Origin of the sequence: Microcystis sp. CS-574 (assembly GCF_028329095.1) — a bacterium.
Taxonomy (GTDB): Bacteria; Cyanobacteriota; Cyanobacteriia; order Cyanobacteriales; family Microcystaceae; genus Microcystis; species Microcystis ichthyoblabe_A.
Map to the genome: position 1 here is coordinate 43,003 of NZ_JAQMSY010000259.1, position 16,546 is coordinate 59,548.

16 protein-coding genes are annotated in these 16,546 nt (G+C 42.5%); 6 read left to right on the forward strand and 10 right to left on the reverse strand.

Annotation, left to right across the window (positions count from 1 at the left end; genetic code table 11):
• Nucleotides 1-4: 4 nt before the first annotated feature.
• The 4 genes from ligA to PN470_RS21530 all read right to left on the reverse strand — a co-directional run bounded on the left by ligA (nt 5) and on the right by PN470_RS21530 (nt 4,629).
• A complete protein-coding gene (gene ligA / locus PN470_RS21515; RefSeq protein WP_272105062.1) occupies nt 5-2,014 on the reverse strand; it encodes an NAD-dependent DNA ligase LigA in 2,010 nt (669 codons plus the stop codon).
• 14 nt (nt 2,015-2,028) lie between these two features.
• A complete protein-coding gene (locus PN470_RS21520; protein WP_272105063.1) occupies nt 2,029-2,595 on the reverse strand; it encodes a Uma2 family endonuclease in 567 nt (188 codons plus the stop codon).
• 22 nt (nt 2,596-2,617) lie between these two features.
• A complete protein-coding gene (locus PN470_RS21525) occupies nt 2,618-3,181 on the reverse strand; it encodes a Uma2 family endonuclease (RefSeq protein ID WP_272105064.1) in 564 nt (187 codons plus the stop codon).
• A gap of 128 nt (nt 3,182-3,309) precedes the next feature.
• The gene (locus PN470_RS21530; protein WP_123231059.1) at nt 3,310-4,629 is read right to left on the reverse strand and encodes an aminopeptidase P N-terminal domain-containing protein; all 1,320 of its coding nucleotides are present in this window, start codon (nt 4,627-4,629) and stop codon (nt 3,310-3,312) included.
• Between the two features lie 61 nt (nt 4,630-4,690).
• Here PN470_RS21530 and PN470_RS21535 point away from each other — a divergent pair, with 61 nt between their 5' ends.
• Both PN470_RS21535 and PN470_RS21540 read left to right on the forward strand, forming a co-directional pair.
• Entirely contained in the window at nt 4,691-5,164 is a 474-nt protein-coding gene (locus tag PN470_RS21535; RefSeq protein ID WP_272105065.1) for a hypothetical protein, read from the forward strand.
• A gap of 298 nt (nt 5,165-5,462) precedes the next feature.
• Nucleotides 5,463-6,407, forward strand: coding sequence for a PhzF family phenazine biosynthesis protein (locus PN470_RS21540; protein ID WP_193979264.1), 945 nt, complete (start codon nt 5,463-5,465; stop codon nt 6,405-6,407).
• 95 nt (nt 6,408-6,502) lie between these two features.
• Here PN470_RS21540 and PN470_RS21545 read toward each other — a convergent pair whose 3' ends face one another.
• From PN470_RS21545 to PN470_RS21565, 5 genes are all read right to left on the reverse strand, one after another.
• Complete coding sequence (locus PN470_RS21545; RefSeq protein ID WP_002751310.1) at nt 6,503-7,273, reverse strand: peroxiredoxin-like family protein; 771 nt, start codon at nt 7,271-7,273, stop codon at nt 6,503-6,505.
• Nucleotides 7,270-8,406 (reverse strand): anhydro-N-acetylmuramic acid kinase, encoded by a 1,137-nt coding sequence (locus PN470_RS21550; protein ID WP_272105066.1) that lies wholly within the window; start codon nt 8,404-8,406, stop codon nt 7,270-7,272. The genes PN470_RS21545 and PN470_RS21550 overlap by 4 nt, the downstream gene beginning before the upstream one ends.
• A 33-nt stretch (nt 8,407-8,439) precedes the next feature.
• Complete coding sequence (gene thiS, locus PN470_RS21555) at nt 8,440-8,649, reverse strand: sulfur carrier protein ThiS (RefSeq protein ID WP_002751314.1); 210 nt, start codon at nt 8,647-8,649, stop codon at nt 8,440-8,442.
• Between the two features lie 128 nt (nt 8,650-8,777).
• The gene (locus tag PN470_RS21560) at nt 8,778-9,794 is read right to left on the reverse strand and encodes a thiamine phosphate synthase (RefSeq protein ID WP_272105067.1); all 1,017 of its coding nucleotides are present in this window, start codon (nt 9,792-9,794) and stop codon (nt 8,778-8,780) included.
• A gap of 137 nt (nt 9,795-9,931) precedes the next feature.
• A complete protein-coding gene (locus PN470_RS21565) occupies nt 9,932-10,543 on the reverse strand; it encodes an IS607 family transposase (protein ID WP_002739943.1) in 612 nt (203 codons plus the stop codon).
• Nucleotides 10,544-11,334: 791 nt separating this feature from the next.
• On the opposite strand from PN470_RS21565, the gene hisIE reads away from it, so the two are divergent.
• The 4 genes from hisIE (at nt 11,335) to PN470_RS21585 (ending at nt 15,806) form a co-directional block, all read left to right on the forward strand.
• Nucleotides 11,335-11,970 (forward strand): bifunctional phosphoribosyl-AMP cyclohydrolase/phosphoribosyl-ATP diphosphatase HisIE, encoded by a 636-nt coding sequence (gene hisIE, locus PN470_RS21570; protein ID WP_103111441.1) that lies wholly within the window; start codon nt 11,335-11,337, stop codon nt 11,968-11,970.
• A 301-nt stretch (nt 11,971-12,271) separates the two neighbouring features.
• Nucleotides 12,272-13,657 carry a dihydrolipoyl dehydrogenase family protein gene (locus tag PN470_RS21575; protein ID WP_271938310.1) on the forward strand — a complete coding sequence of 462 codons (1,386 nt, stop codon included), beginning with the start codon at nt 12,272-12,274 and terminating at the stop codon, nt 13,655-13,657.
• Nucleotides 13,658-13,684: 27 nt separating this feature from the next.
• The gene (gene tmk / locus PN470_RS21580; protein WP_271938312.1) at nt 13,685-14,308 is read left to right on the forward strand and encodes a dTMP kinase; all 624 of its coding nucleotides are present in this window, start codon (nt 13,685-13,687) and stop codon (nt 14,306-14,308) included.
• 4 nt (nt 14,309-14,312) lie between these two features.
• Nucleotides 14,313-15,806, forward strand: a complete 1,494-nt coding sequence (locus PN470_RS21585; protein ID WP_016516092.1) for a thymidylate synthase — start codon at nt 14,313-14,315, stop codon at nt 15,804-15,806.
• Between the two features lie 298 nt (nt 15,807-16,104).
• On the opposite strand, the gene PN470_RS21590 is transcribed toward PN470_RS21585, so the two are convergent.
• Nucleotides 16,105-16,536, reverse strand: a complete 432-nt coding sequence (locus tag PN470_RS21590; RefSeq protein WP_002793009.1) for a DUF4278 domain-containing protein — start codon at nt 16,534-16,536, stop codon at nt 16,105-16,107.
• Nucleotides 16,537-16,546: the final 10 nt, after the last annotated feature.

Consider the following 16,546-nt stretch of genomic DNA (forward strand, 5'->3'; position numbering starts at 1 on the left):
GCTTTTAACCCTTGATTAATTCGAGTAATTGTGCTTCGGTTAGCTGAGTAATGCCCAATTCTAGGGCTTTTTCTAGCTTAGAACCCGCCGCTTCTCCTAGCACTAAATAATCGGTTTTTTTGCTGACAGAACCCGTCACTTTCCCCCCAGCTTTTTCGATTAATTCTTTCGCTTCCTCCCGTTTGAGAGTTGGTAAAGTGCCAGTAATGACAAAGGTTTTCCCTGCTAAAGTCGCTTTAGTGGTGGTGGTTTTTGCTGCTGCGGCAAATTGTAAACCCGCTGCCTGTAATTTAGCGACTAAATCCCGATTAGCCTCGATTCTAAACCAATCATAGACCGATTGAGCGATTTCTTCACCGATACCATAGATAGAGGCTAAATCAGTCACGCTGGCGTTAGCTAACTCCTCCACAGTCCGAAAACTTTCGGTGAGAATTTTGGCGTTAACGCTGCCCACATAGCGAATTCCTAGCCCATAAAGTACCCTCGACCAGCTTTGATTTTTGCTCTGAGCCATAGCTGTAATCAAATTTAAGGCTGATTTCTCGCCCATTCGGTCTAATTTGGCAATTTCCGTTTTTTCGAGGCTGTAGAGGTCAGAAATGGCGGTGACTAATCCCTGTTCAATCAGCAAAATCACCACTTTTTCCCCTAATCCCCGAATATCGAGAGCATCGCGACTGGCCCAATGTACTACACTTCCCCGCAAAATCGCCGGACAGGAACTATTAACACAGCGCGTCACCGCTTCCCCCACCGGACGGACTAGGGGAGATTGACATTCAGGGCAATTAGTGGGCATCTGAAAGGGTAAGGTGTGGCTAGGACGCAATTCTGGCAGGATTCTCACCACTTCCGGGATAATTTCCCCCGCTTTGCGGATAATTACCGTGTCACCGACTCGGATATCTAATTCGGCCACTCGATCGCTATTATGTAAAGTAGCCCTTTGTACGGTGGTCCCTGCTACCTGTACCGGTTCCATCACCGCCATGGGTGTGACTGCGCCGGTGCGTCCCACATTGACGATAATATCTTTAACTACCGTGGGGACTTCTTCGGCAGGATATTTTAAAGCGATGGCCCACCGGGGGAATTTTTGAGTGAATCCTAAGCGATTTTGTCGCTGTAAATCGTTGATTTTGACTACGACACCATCGGTCATGTAGGCTAATTGATGACGTTTTTCTTGCCAATCTTGATAGTATTGCGCCACTTCTTGCAGGGATGGACAGAGTTGACGGTGGGGATTAACCAGAAATCCCATGGTTTCTAATCTATCTAAGGATTGCCATTGAGTAGTGATATTGTTATCGTCTAAATGCAGGGTATAGGCAAAAAATTGTAAGCGTCTTTTATCAACTATTTTCGGATCTAATTGTCGTAGGGTTCCTGCTGCCGCATTGCGGGGATTAGCAAAGAGAGATTCCCTTTTTTCTTCTCTTTCTTGATTGATTTTATCGAAGGTATCGAGGGGTAAAAAGGCTTCACCGCGCACTTCCACAATTGCCGGGGGATTGTCTATATTTAAGCGTAAAGGAATAGAGCGAATAGTCCGCACATTGGGGGTAATATCTTCGCCAGTGACTCCATCCCCTCTAGTAACACCTCTGACTAAAAAGCCGTTTTCGTAGGTTAAAGCTAACGCGGAACCATCGATTTTTAATTCACACACATATTCTGTGTCTTGGGTTTCATTTATATATCTTTGCCAACGGCTGCCCCATTTATTTAATTCTTCGAGGTTAAAGGCATTTTCGAGACTATACAGGGGAATATTATGACGAACAGAAACAAATTGACTAGAGATTTTATCCCCGACTCTTTGGGTGGGACTATCGGGGGTGATTAATTGGGGATAACGCTTTTCTATGTCTTCTAATTCCCGATAAAGTTGATCATAAACGCTATCGGATATAAAAGGATCATCAAGAACATAATAAGCATAACTGGCCCTTTGTAGTTCTGTTTTTAATTGTTGGCAGCGTTGTTGGATTTCTAAGGGGATAGTCATAATCGTTAATAATGCTACTGGGCAAAAACCATTTGAGGAGTTAATTTTAAATCGGGAAATGTTACCGATATTATTCTATCTTCGTTGTTAAATTCTGCCAGTTCATAAAATCCCGAAATCAGGGTTAAAACCGATATTTTTACAGCAATAGGATCGATAATCCAGTATTCAGGAATGCCTCTCACTGCATATTCTGAACGTTTATAACGGTAGTCATCATCAGCATTATTGGGGCTAACAATTTCTACAACTAACAGGGGAGGAAATTCAATCACTGCTATGGTCATATTTCTAATCTCTTGACATTGTTCGGCAGTTAAAATCATTAAGTCTGGGATTCTCGATTTAGCTTTATCGGTGCGAATTCCCACGGTAGCAGGCATGACTTTCCAAGTTAGATTTAATCTTTTAATTTCTGCCATTAAATAATCATAAATAAAGGCAAGAATTAAGGCATGAAAGCCACTAGCAGGAGGCATAGGAATTAATTCTCCGTTAAATAATTCATATTTATTATCTGTGGAGTCCTGAGAATTTAAATATTCCGCAAAGGTATATATTTTTTGTTGGGTAGTAATCATGATAACCTCCACCAAGATTTTACTATTCAAAGACCATTTGAGGAGTTAATTGTAAATCGGGAAATGTCACCGATATTATTCTATCTTCGTTGTTAAATTCTGCCAGTTCATAAAATCCCGAAATTAGGTTTAAAACCGATATTTTTAGGGCAATAGGATCGATAATCCAGTATTCAGGAATGCCTCTCACTGCGTATTCTGAACGTTTATAACGGTAGTCATCATCAGCATTATTGGGGCTAACAATTTCTACAACTAACAGGGGAGGAAATTCAATCACTGCTGTAGTCATATTTCTAATCTCTTGACATTGTTCGGCAGTTAAAATCATTAAGTCTGGGATTCTCGATTTAGCTTTATCGGTGCGAATTCCCACCGTAGCGGGCATAACTTGCCAGTCTAATTGTAGCCTCTCTATTTCCCTTTCTAACACCTTAAATATATATCTAAGTATCAAAGAATGAAAGCCACTAGCGGGAGGCATGGAAATTAATTCTCCGTTAAATAATTCGTATTTATCATCCGTGCAGTCCTGATAATTTAAATATTCCGCAAAGGTATATAATTTTTCTTTGGTGACAACCATAATAATCTCTAGAAAAAACTTAATTGAATATCCTTAAGGGGGGTAGGGTTGATTCATGAATCAACCCTACTATTAATCAACCCTAGGGTTAGGGGGAATCTGACAATTTTTAACACCTAGCTTTTTACTTAAGATTCGATATCCTCAACTTTTTTGGGAACCGTTGCAGTTAAAACCTCATTTCCTGTGGCAGTAACTAACACATCATCTTCGATACGGATACCGATACCTCGCCATTTTTCCGGCACTTCCGGCTGTCCTTCAGCAGGTTTAATATCGGGGGAGATATAAATCCCCGGTTCCACGGTTAAAACATGACCAGGCTGCAAAGTTTGCCAAGTTTCTTCGTTAACTTTATAACCTCCCGCATCATGGACATCTAATCCTAACCAATGGCCAGTTCTGTGCATATAAAAAGGCTTATATTTTTCCTCTTTAATTATCTCATCAATGTCGCCGACCAATAGCCCTAAATCCACTAATCCCTCCACAATTGTCCTCACGGCCGTGTCATGAAAAAGATTATAAGGATTACCAGTTTTTACCACTTCAATCGCCTTTAATTGAGCTTCCAGAACAATTTCATAGATAATTTTTTGTTCGGGGGTAAATTTACCATTAACGGGAAAAGTGCGGGTAATATCACCGTTATAGTAATTGTAGGCACAACCAGCATCAATTAATAAAAGCTCATTTTCTTGTACTTGGCGATTATTGTTGATATAGTGCAGAATACAGGCATTAGCACCACTAGCAACAATAGAAGGATAAGCGGGACCCATACCCCCTTCTAGGCGAAAAGTATGCTCAATTTCCGCTTGAATTTGATACTCATAGTGACCAACTTTGGTAAATTCTCTGGCCCGATTATGTGCCTGTGCTGAAATAGCAGTTGCTTGGCGAATATTGTCCAATTCGGCCTCGGTTTTCAGTAAGCGCAAAGGATGGAGAATAAAATTAGTATCCTCTAAAGCAGTCGGTCCAGTGCCGCGACGGGGAAAAGTGGCGATTAATTTTTGCCAGTGCTTTAGAACATTTGTATTAAAAGTTTTGTCCCGGCCGAGATGATAATAAATTCGTTCGGCTTTTTCGAGATATTGGGGTAATTTTTCGTCCAATTCTTCGATAGAATAGGCCTCATCAGCAGCAAAAATCTCCTTTGCTCCTTCCACACCGTGGAGATAGCCGGTCCAGGTTTCTTTTTCTGGGTCTTTTGGCTGCACGAACAGGATAAACTGATGTTCGGGGTGATGGGGTGCTAAAACCGCCACCGCCTCCGGTTCATTAAATCCTGTCAGGTAAAAAAAGTCACTATCCTGACGATAGGTGTATTCTACGTCATTGTGCATGACCACCATGGGCGCACTGCGAAAAATTGCCGTTCCATTGCCGATTTTTTCCATTACCTGCTGACGACGCTGCTGAAACTCTCTGCGATCGATGCCCATAGATATTCCTAAAAATGTCACAATAAGTCCTAGAGTCTATTATCGCTAATATTTTTAATTTATGACCCCTGAAGAACCGGATTTTTCCCAAGATATCATCGAAAGGCGCGAGTTTACCCTAGCAGATTTTATCGCTCAAGAGGGGGCGGATTTCCTCAAAGGAGAATCTCCTGTCCCCAAATTAGTGCAAGTTACCACAGAGATTAAACAATTTATTGCCGCTAATTTAGGGGATTCTTCGGGAGCTTTGCAGATAATTTTACAGCTTATCGTCGATGAAGAATTAACCAAAGTCAGTCAAAATTTAGATAATCCCGTTCAAGCTTTACAGTTAATCCTAGAAGAAATTATAGACAATCAAGAATTACTCTATGAATTAGTACACCGAGTCGATGTGAAATGGGGACAATTATACGGGGAACGTCCCTATTTTCAAAAACCCCATCAAAAACCTCACCCTGAAGACGAATACACTCACAATTCCGTCAGAGATAAGTTAGTCAGTTTATTAGCCAGATTAGAAGCGGATAAGTAGTAGAGCCTATGGCAGTTAGGCTCTCTTATTCTTTGTGTTATGAGTTTAACTTATATAGGAGCGATCAATCTTTGTGTCCTTTGTGTCTTTGTGGTTTCTCCCATAGGAGACTCCGAGACGATTCAAGACATACCTTATCTTTATGAAAAACTCTGTATTTTCATTATTTCTTAGTCAACAGAGACTAACAGGACTGACAAGGAGTATCTATCCCTAGACAGACAACCGGGGGGCGGTCAGGGGTGAAGATAGGTGTAAGATCAAAAAATTCTCCGATAACTGTTGCCCTATCCCCCGCGTGCCTACCTATTCCTACTATACCGCCGATGTTTTTAGCGATCGCATTTTTGGCGGTAATCCCCTGGCGGTTTTTCCGGAAGCGTCTGGATTAACCCGCACCCAGATGCAAAAAATCGCCGCCGAATTTAACTTCTCGGAGACAGTCTTCGTTTTTGCGCCAGAAACGCCCCAAGGCACTAAAAAAGTCCGGATTTTCACCCCCAGTACCGAATTACCCTTTGCTGGTCATCCTACCGTCGGCACAGCCTATATTTTAGCCCTAATCGGCGCTATTCCCCCCTACCAAGAAACCACGATTTATCTGGAGGAAGGAGTCGGTTTAGTACCAGTGAAAATTATCATGGAGGGGGAAAAACCGGTCTATAGTGAGTTAAAAGTGGCACAATTGCCAGAATTAGTGACGGATACTTATGCTCTCGATGATTTAGCGGCGATTCTTTCCCTACGCGTTGCCGATTTCTTACCCGGTTATCCCCCCCGCGCTTTTTCCTGTGGCCTCCCTTTTTTATTCATCCCCGTCAAAAATCGAGATATTTTAGGGAAAATAAAACTAAATCTAACTCTTTGGTCATCATTATTAGGTCAATCCCCCGCTAATTCCCTTTTTGTCTGCTGTTTTGACCCAGAATCTCCCCTATCTCGTCTCTATGGCCGAATGTTTGCCCCCGGTTTAGGAGTTATGGAAGATCCCGCCACTGGTTCGGCTGTGGCCGCTTTAGCGGGCTACCTAGTGGCCTTAGAATCTTCTAGGGAAGGGATGAATCAATGGACGATAATCCAAGGAGTGGAAATGGGCAGACCCAGCAGTTTACAATTAAAGTTTCAGAAAAACAACCGTAAAATTACGGAAGTTTCTGTGGGTGGTGCATCAGTTCTAGTCTGCCAAGGTAAGATGATAATTCCCGATGGGGAAACAAAAAGCCCTACAAAAGGGTTATTGTGATTATTATTCCCTGAAATCGGTGAGAAACAGGAAAGGATTAAAATTTTGGACTGGTATCATTTAATCGAAACTCTCTATATAGAGAAGAAAAAAGCTTAATCCCGCAAAAAAGCGAGAGGATAACTCATATTCTCAGCAAATCCCAAGATACCTCCATCTCGATGCTCATAGAGTAACTTTCCTTGACTATCAAATAAAAAAGTCCCTCCCCGTTGGGTGAGATAACTACTATCGGGGACATAGGTTGACCAATTGCCCAAAACTTGAGTCATATTACGCAGTCTCAGGGTGGCTAATTCAAAAGGTCGCTGAAAACCTTGACCCCCAGCAAGATTGAATAGGGAACCCCGGAAAGCTGGTAAAGGCCGCGCTTGTATTGTTTCCTCCTCGGCAATTAATTGGGGGGCTTTGCGATCGCCACGATAACCCCGCAGCACTTCGGCCAGAGTCCCCGGACTACCCACACCCGCACACATCAAAATTAGATTTAACCAGGCATTTTGTCCGGGGGAAAATCTCGGTAATTTTAACGATAAACCGCGATACAGTCCTAATAAATCGTGTAATTCAGCTTTCGGGTCAACAAACAGCCAATCTTGCCGAAATTTCGTATATTCAGCGAATTTTAAACCTGAATTGCGATCGCCGATACCGATGGCACGAATGGTAATCCCGGCATTTTGCCAAAGGGCTGCCTCTTTTTCTAACCACCAAGCGTATTCGAGACTGTCAAAATCTCCCAATTGCGGCCAAACAAGAATTAAAAGACGTTTATAGTCGGCACAATCGCTTAAAATTGGCACTATTTGCCCATCGCTGACTCTTTGGCGTTGAATTGTTGAAAATATTTCATATATACTGCTCATAGATAAATTTCTCCTAATAAAACCTCCTCTTTTGCTCCCGTGACTTTCGGTAAATTACTGGGGAAATTGTGCCAGCGCCAATAGGCCAAAAGGGCAAAAGCGATCGCTTCTTTAAAATCGCTATTTAATCCTACCTCATCAGTGGTCAAAAGCTTGACATTTGCCCCCAAATGTGCTAATAGTCTTTGGCGCAGGTAGGCATTATGAGCGCCACCACCACAGAGCAGCACTTCTGCAGGCATTTCTGGCAAAAAGGTTTGATAGCTGTGGGCGATCGAAATGGCGGTTAAATCGGTTAAACTGGCCAACCAGTCGGCATCACTGAGGGAATAAGCTTGGGCATCCCGGTGCAATTGGGCTAGATAGGCGGGACTAAATAACTCTCTGCCGGTGGATTTAGGGGGATATTGTTGAAAATAAGGCTCCTGTAGCCATTTATGAACTAATTCGGAGCAGGGTTGACCCTGGGCCGACCATTGACCGTTATGGTCGTAGGTTTGTTGGCCTTGGCTCAAAAATTGTACGGCCAAATCGATAAGGACATTGCCGGGGCCGGTATCCCAACCGAAAATTTTTTGCTGCCAATTTTCCCTTTGTCGGGGGGGTAAATAGGTTAAATTGCCAATACCGCCGATATTTTGGACGCAGCGGGCTTTGGTGGGGTGAGAAAGCAAATAAGCGTCAATTTTCGGCACTAGGGGCGCACCGTGACCAGCTTGCGCGATATCGGCAGCGCGAAAATTACTAATGGTGGGAATACTGGTGATTTTTGCGATCGCTGCTCCCCGTCCTAATTGTACCGTGTAACCGAGGCGATCGTTTGCGGGGGGTCGATGAAAAACGGTTTGACCGTGACTGCCGATTAATTGGGCTTTTGGGGCTTCTTTTTGGATATTTAAGGCGGCTTGGGCGAATTCTGCGGCTATATCATCATCTAAGCTGGCTAAAGCTTCAATAGATAGCTTTTTTCCCCCACAGACTTGTAAAATTGTCTCGCGTAATCGGGGGGAATAGGGATAGGTTTCCCCTGCTAATAACTGCACCTGTGGAGACTCCACTGTACCGCTAATCTCCACTAAAGCGGTATCGATGCCATCCACCGATGTGCCACTCATTAAACCGATAACTAACAAGTTTTTTCCCTCAACTGTCGATTGTTGATTATTTTATCCCCCTCCGACAATAGTAACAATTTCTAATTTATCCCCCTCCTTGATTTCCGTGTTTTCCCAATACTGACGATGGAGGATTTCCCCGTTATATTCCACTGCAACTAACCGAGGATTCATGCCCAAATTTTCTAGCATTTGCGGTAGTTTAGTTGCGGGTAAACAGGTTTGAGTTTTGCCGTTAATTTGCAAGGTTATTTCTGACATGGATTTGGATAAGTAGTCGTGCAAAATTAATTTCCTAGTCGAGACAGGAGACAGTATTCAGGAGACAGGAGACAGCTTTTTTCTCCCCACACCCTACACCCCACACCCTACACCCTACACCCCACACCCTACTTTAATTGGGTTAATAATTCTTGTGTCACCACATCGGGGTGCTGCGCTTCCATGATGGCCCGGACTACAGCTACCTGTTGCGCTCCTGCCTCTAAAACCTCTTTAATGTTATTACTATCAATACCACCGATCGCAAACCAGGGTAAAGGGCAATTTTCCCGCGCATAACGGACGTATTCCAATCCTGCGGGGGTTTTTCCCGCTTTGGTGGGGGTGGCATAAACTGGACCAACTCCCACATAATCGGCCTTTTCTTGGATTGCTTTGGCCATCTCTTGGGGATTAGTGGTGGACCGGCCGATAATTGCCGTCGGGCCGAGAAATTGCCGCGCTAGGGAAATCGGTAGATCCTGTTGACCGAGATGAACACCATCAGCATGAACGGCCTTAGCAATATCGACGCGATCGTTCATAATAAATAAAGCATCGTAACGGTGGCATAACTCACACAGTTTAGCGGCTTCTTCTAAACGAATCGTATCAGCGGCGGTTTTATGGCGGTACTGCACCAATTTTAAACCTGCTTTTAGGGCTAATTCGACGATTTCTAACAGATTTTCGGCGGGAGAAGTGACTAGATAGAGGGGAGATGCTTTTAGTTTTTCCAGAGGTGGCGAGATTAATAGTTTACTCTCTAGCTGATAAACCCGATAGCGCAGCTGTTTACAGGCTATCCCTAGCTCTAGATCATAGAGTTTACCGTATTCTTCTAAAACCCTAAAAGCCTCCTGTACGCGAGCGAGATTTGCCTGCAGCAGTCCCTCGACAGTCTCCCGGATTTCTTCCCTGGGATGGCTTAAATCCCTGCCGATATCGCCGGCTGTGTCCCGATGTCGTTTAAGATCGATCGAGTGCCAACTAGCTAATTGATGGCGCATTTCTTTACATTCTTGGGCTAAATTGGGATTATCTAAGCCAAAACGACACCATTCTTCGATAATTCGCAGTCCTTCTCTAGCGCGGTCAAGGTTAGCATCGAGAATCCGTTTAATCGCCGTGGTTTCTAGTTTCATTTGCCGTCAATGTAGAGTTATGATAGCCGTTAGTCGTCAGCTAAAATATTACTATTCTTGGCCCTTGTTCGGGGAATAGCCGAGTCGGCATCAGACAGGCAACAAAGAGGGAGGAGAAACCCAGTCCAAGGATAATTTTAAGCCGAGGGGAGATTCTTAAGCGCCCCTAGGTATTCCACCAATTGCCGATGATCCGGGTTATGTAGCGGGTAGAGACGATTGTAACAGATGGTGACGAGGGCTTGCAGATCGTCCACTAAATCCTCAGCTGCAATGGATTTCTGGGGTTGATTGAGGAGAATGACTTGGATTTTAAAGAAACTGCACAAACCCAAAATAAAATCATGACAAAAGCGGCCAACACTTTCTGGATGGGTTAAAACTAGACATTCCAACCCACCGTTACACATCATCTCTACTAGACGCATAAGATTAGGGCGATTGTGACTGACTCCGTTGCCGATATCGCTGAGAATTTCAAAGGGTTGACCCTGCTGATGACAAAAGTCTTCTAAGGCTTTTATCTGATCCTCTAGTTGTTGTTTTTGTTCAGGTCGGTTAACACGAGCATAGCCAATGATAAATGGGGTTGATTGAACAGATTGTAATATATCTTGCCGTCGGTAGCGCCGATGACCACCAGGGGTACGAATTGAGGAAATTTTCCCCTGTTGTTCCCAGCGCCGGAGGGTTTTAATGCTAACTCCGAGCAAGCCCGAGGCTTCTCTAATCGTGATTAGGTTATCCATACATAGTAACTTGGTTTTAAATTAGAAAAATTTATTGTAGGAGAATCGTTCAACCTGAGACAGTGTAGTTGTCCACCTTCACCCTGTGATTACCTCGAGTAGGAATAATAGTCATTTCAGATAGGTTTAATATAGTCTAGACCGACAAAACTCTTAGGAAATCTGGTATTGATATTCTCAAGCTTAATTGAAATTACTATATACATAACTCTATCGACAGGACTCGGTTTTAAATCAAAGAAATTCCTGAGGGTAGAATTGTCTAACTTAAGACAGGTGTTTGTCCACTTTCATACTGTGATTAGCTCCCAATGCTGATTGAAGAAGATTTATGATGGCTCATAATACATCTTTCCACAGAGATTTGGAAAAAAATTCTTTGTTCTCCTAAAACCTGAGTTTCCCCGATCATCGCACGGGATAACTTGTTATGGGTGCCAATCCAAAAGACTCTGCTGTAGGGATTAGTTGTATTCTTAACCTTATCCCCATTTTAACGCAGCTGCCTGGTTAGGAAATTGATTGGCTTTGAACTGAAGTTTTGACGTTAAACAATGTTAAGTTTTGTATATGATCCCTCTCTTGATTAAGTTTTATAACAGTTTGAGATATTTCTTAAAACTAGAGCCTGTTTATTTATCCAGCTTTCACCAAAAAGCTTGGGTATAGATCATATTATTGTGGTGGATTCCTTTAGTAATGATCGCACTGTGGAAATTGCCCAACGTTAAGGCTATATAATTAAGCTTTGGGCAATTTGTCCCACCATAATTCTTGACCGCAAAAAACTGATGTCCTCTTTACTCTCCGCTATTCCCCTCGACGCAATCGCTTATAATCCCCAGGGTTTAGTACCAGCGATCGCTCAAGACTATCTTGATGCTACAGTGTTAATGATGGCCTGGATGAATCGGGAATCCCTCGAAAAAACCCTCACCACCGGGGAAGCGTGGTATTGGAGTCGTTCTCGTCAAGAATTATGGCACAAGGGCGCTACTTCTGGCCATATCCAAAAGGTGCGTCAAATTCGCTACGATTGCGATAGTGATGCTATCTTGCTGACTATTGAGCAAATCGGTGATATTGCCTGTCATACCGGCGAAAGAAGCTGTTTTCATCAAGTAAATTGGCAAAAATCACCGCCAGCGGCCGACACCCTCTCGGAATTGTTTAAGGTAATTTGCGATCGCAGAGACGATCCTCATCCGGAATCCTACACCTGTAAACTTTTGGCCGGGGGAGATAACAAAATTCTCAAGAAAATCGGCGAAGAATCGGCAGAAGTGGTCATGGCCTGCAAAGATAATGATGGCGATGCTATTGCTGCAGAAGTGGCCGATCTTTTTTATCATACTCTCGTCGCTCTCGCCTATCATCAAGTTCCTCTGCGAGATGTCTATAAAAAATTGCAAGACCGGCGCCGGTAATCAGTTATCAGTTATCAGTTATCAGTTATCAGATTTGAGTTTTAAGTGGGTGGGTGGAATTAAATATAAGATGAACGTAGGTTGGGTTGAAGCATGAAACCCAACGCCAGATTATGTTACGCTACCGCTAACCCATCCTACAAATAATTGTGCCTCCCTACTTAAGTGTTAAGTTTCCGATTCCTGAATACCGACTCCTGATTCCTGAATACTGTCTCCTGAATACTGTCTCCTGAATTCTGACTCCTGAATACTGTCTCCTGACTCCTGAATACTGACTCCTGATTCCTACTTTATATTTGTGGTTTACGACTTAGTAATTATCGGTGCCACTCCTGCGGGGATAGAAGCGGCTTTGTTGGCTGTTCACCTCAAAAAAAGGGTGGCTTTAGTGCAACAGCCTTCTAGGGACAATTTAGAGGCATCTGAGGACATTTTTAGCAAGGGATACAGCCAAATTATCCATCTCTATAAACTGCTCAATCATTGGCAAGAAACGGCCATTTATCCCCAATGGCAACGGTTGCGGCAATGGTTAGAGGAAGTGGATAAAACTATTAATAAACATCATTCTTTAGCGAGATTAGCCACGGAAGGAATAGATGTGATCCCGGGTGGGGGGGAATTTGTCCGGCTGCCCCATTTGGGATTCGTGGTTAACGGTCGGCAATTGTTGGCTAAACACTATCTTATCGCCCCGGGTTTTTATCTGCAAGTCCCGAAAATTTTCGGCTTAGATGAGGTTAATTATTTTACCGCTCAAACCCTTTGGCAAGAGCCAAATTTAGACAATTTGGGACAACATTTAGCGATTATTGGTAACAGCAGCATGGCTGTGAGTTTAGCGCAAATTCTCCGACGTTTGGGGAAAGAAATTAGCTTAATTATCGAGGATAATTATCTACTGCCGGATATTGATCGGGAAATCTGCCATTTAGTTACTGCCATTTTAGAAGCGGAAGGAATTAAGATTTTACCCGGCTATTGTCCTAGTCAAGTGAAAGCGATCGAGGGTCAAAAATGGCTACAATTAGGCAATCGTGTTATCGAAGTTGATGATATCATTTTTGCTGGTAATTATCAAGTCGATGAACAGGGATTAAATTTGGCTGGGGTGGGAGTTAAACTAGAACAAGGATTAATCAAGGTTAATCAGCAATTACAAACCGATAATTCCCGCATTTATGCCCTAAATTTGCTCAGAAATAATTATCCCGATCCTACTTTAAATCACCGGGCTGCTTTTGGGTTAGTCAAGCATCTGCTCACGGGAGAAAAATTTAACTTTAATCCCGATCAAATTCCCTCATTTATTGCTTTTGATCCGGCTATTGCTTGGGTGGGTTTAACTGGAAAAGCAGCCCGGGAGAGCTATGGTGAGGAGGTAAAGATGATTAACTATCCCATCAAAAATATAGTGGCACAGCAAATCTGGGGAGAAACCACCGGATTTTGTCAATTAATCTACCGACAAGATGGTAAAATACTGGGAGCGCAAATAGTCGGTAATCAATCGGCAGAAATGATCGGTATCATCAGTTTAGCTTTACAAGAAAATTTAACCATACAATCCCTCAATAAAAATATTTATATTTGGGGAAGTATGGGAGAGATGCTCGGAGAAATGACGCAGTTAATCCCCCCAAAAAAATCTTGGTTAACTTGGCTAAAAAAATTATTCAGATAATTAGATATAAAAAAAGAAGATTAAATTATGAAACCGAAATTTATTGTCTTTGAAGGTATTGACGGATCTGGAACAAGTACCCAAGCAAAACTCCTACAAGAATATTTTTTCAAGCGAGGGGAAAAAGCAGTTTTAAGTCCGGAACCTTCCGAGGGAGTCATCGGTAGTTTGATTCGAGAAATAATGCAAACTAATCTTATTTCTATCCAAGATCAAAATCAATTTGACCGACAAATGGCTTATTTATTTGCAGCTGATCGCCATTATCACTTATATAATGATCACGATGGCGTTTTTAAACTTATTCACCAAGAACAAACCCACGTTATCACTACTCGTTATTATTTTTCTTCCCTGGCCTACAATTGCAATAATCCCGAAGAATTTGCTTTTGTTCGGCAGTTAAATCAACATTTTCCCAATCCAGATATAGTTATTTATATCGATGTTATTCCCGATATTTCTCTAGCGAGAATTAAAAACAGAGCCATCACAGAAGTGTACGAAAAACAAGAAAAATTAATGAAAGTTCGTCAGATGTTTATCGAGATATTTAAAGAATATAAAGATAATTGTTTACAACTGGATGGCAATGATACAATAGAACACCTTCACCGAAATATTATTAATTATCTTGAACAATTAATTTAAATCCATGCTCAGTACAGAAACCACCCCTAAATTCATCTACCAACCCCACTATAAACCTAATCAATTAATCTGCGGTCACGGACAAACGGCAATTATCACGGGATGGACAGTAAAACAGTCCCTTGCTAAACATTTAAATCCCGACCAATACGCAGTAATTGGCAATCTTTATAGTCCCACCAGAGGAATTAGTCCCCTGCTGAGAAACTTAATCGCAAATCCCCACGTTAGATATTTAGTTATTCTCAACGCAACTAAGGAAGATAAGAACTCTGGTAGCTGTCAGTGTTTGCTAGATTTTTTTAGTCAAGGATTCCAGTTAGGAAAAAGTGACACAGGTAGAGAATGTTGGCTAATTAATTCTCCTATCACGGGATATATTGACAAGGAAATTGACCGAAAAACTCTCGAAAAATTACGTCAATCAATTCAATATCAACCGGTTAAATCCATCCCAGAAGCGATTGAAATCGTCAAAAGTTATGCAGAACAATCTCCCTTACCAACTTGGGGAGAACCCTTAATCTTTCCCCTCTTAGAAAATCTTCCTTCTCTGCTACCCGGGACAAGATACGGTCATCGCATTGAAGGAAAAACTATTGCCGAAACCTGGGTAAAAATTCTCCAAAAGATTAAAACCACCGGCACAATTAGACCCACAGGATATGATGGTAAATGGCAAGAATTAATTGACCTAATGGCCGTCGTCACCGATGAACCTCCAGACTTTTACTTTCCCGAACCTAATTATTTGCCTATAAATAGACCTTTTCTCACCGAATATATCGGACAAATTCTTGATGATTCCCCTATACACCAAGGAGTTAAATACACCTATGGTCAAAGATTACGCTCTTGGTTTGGCCGGGACCAAATTGCACAGGTTATTAATAAATTAATCTCAGAAATTGATGCAGCTAGTGCAGTTATGTCCCTCTGGGATGTGAAAGACCACGAAAAAGGAGGTAGTCCCTGTTTAAATCATATTTGGGTGCGAGTGGTAGAAAATGAATTATCTCTCACCGCAATATTTAGAAGTAATGATATGTTTGCCGCTTGGCCAGCAAATGCCATGGGATTGCGTGCTTTACAGCAACATATTAGGGATGAGATTAGCAAGCGCTCCGAATACAATTTATCAATGGGTCCATTAATTACTATTAGTCAATCGGCCCATATATACGATGATACTTGGGAGAATGTCGAACGATTAATCGCTACCCAGTACGATAAAATTGTCAATCAGCGCGATTTTTTTGACCCTAGCGGTAACTTTTTGATTTCCGTGGAAAAAGAACAAATTCTCGTCCAACAAACTACCCCCGGCAGTGGGGAAATTGTCGCCTGTTATCAAGGCAAAAATCCCCTGAAATTAATCCGCGAGTTTGCCGCTACCAATCCCGCAATTATTCCCGAACATATCGGTTATCTAGGAATCGAGTTACAAAAGGCATACAACTGTCTCAAGAATAATCAGCCTTATATTCAAGACCAGTAGATAAGTGGGAAGTAGGAAGTGGGGGCATCTCAATAATATTATTGTAGGGGCGAATTGCATTCGCCCTCTTTTAATAACTTCTGCTGCTCACCAAAATCACAAATATAAGATGCACCCAATCAGTGAACTTAAAACTCAAATCTGATAACTCGACTGAATCTAAGACCTAATTGGTTAAGCCAAAAGCTTTGATGTGCTTAGTTTCTAACCTTCTTTTTAGGTAAGAGAATTGCCAGATTCTTTCTTTTGCCTTTTGCCTTCAGAAGCTGATAACTGATAACTGATAACTGATAACTGATTACTGGTCCTTGTTTGCCGAACCAGCACCGCGATATTTGAGAGATGAGGAGCGAATTGGGTTAGCCACCGTGGGATTATTGGTGATTTTAACCTCCGCACCGCGATATTTACCCCCTCGCTCCTTGACAGGAGCCTCGGCGACTGTTGGCTCCATATAGGTGGCCCCACGGTACTTTTTCTCGCCGGCGGTTTCTGGAGTGGGGACGGGGATATTCTTCTGCTCTTCTCGTCCTTGCCATAAAAAGGTGACGACAATCACAACTGTCAAGAGAATTAATAGCTGAATCTGCCAAGGAGCTAAAACCAGACTCAACACTAAACTAATTACCGTGGCGGCACTGGCGAGATAAGCAATTTCATCGCTGGACTTCTGCCAGAAATAGGCAGCCAGAGCAGCGGTGAATAGTGGCAACAAAAACAAATAGGACATTCTGGGTACA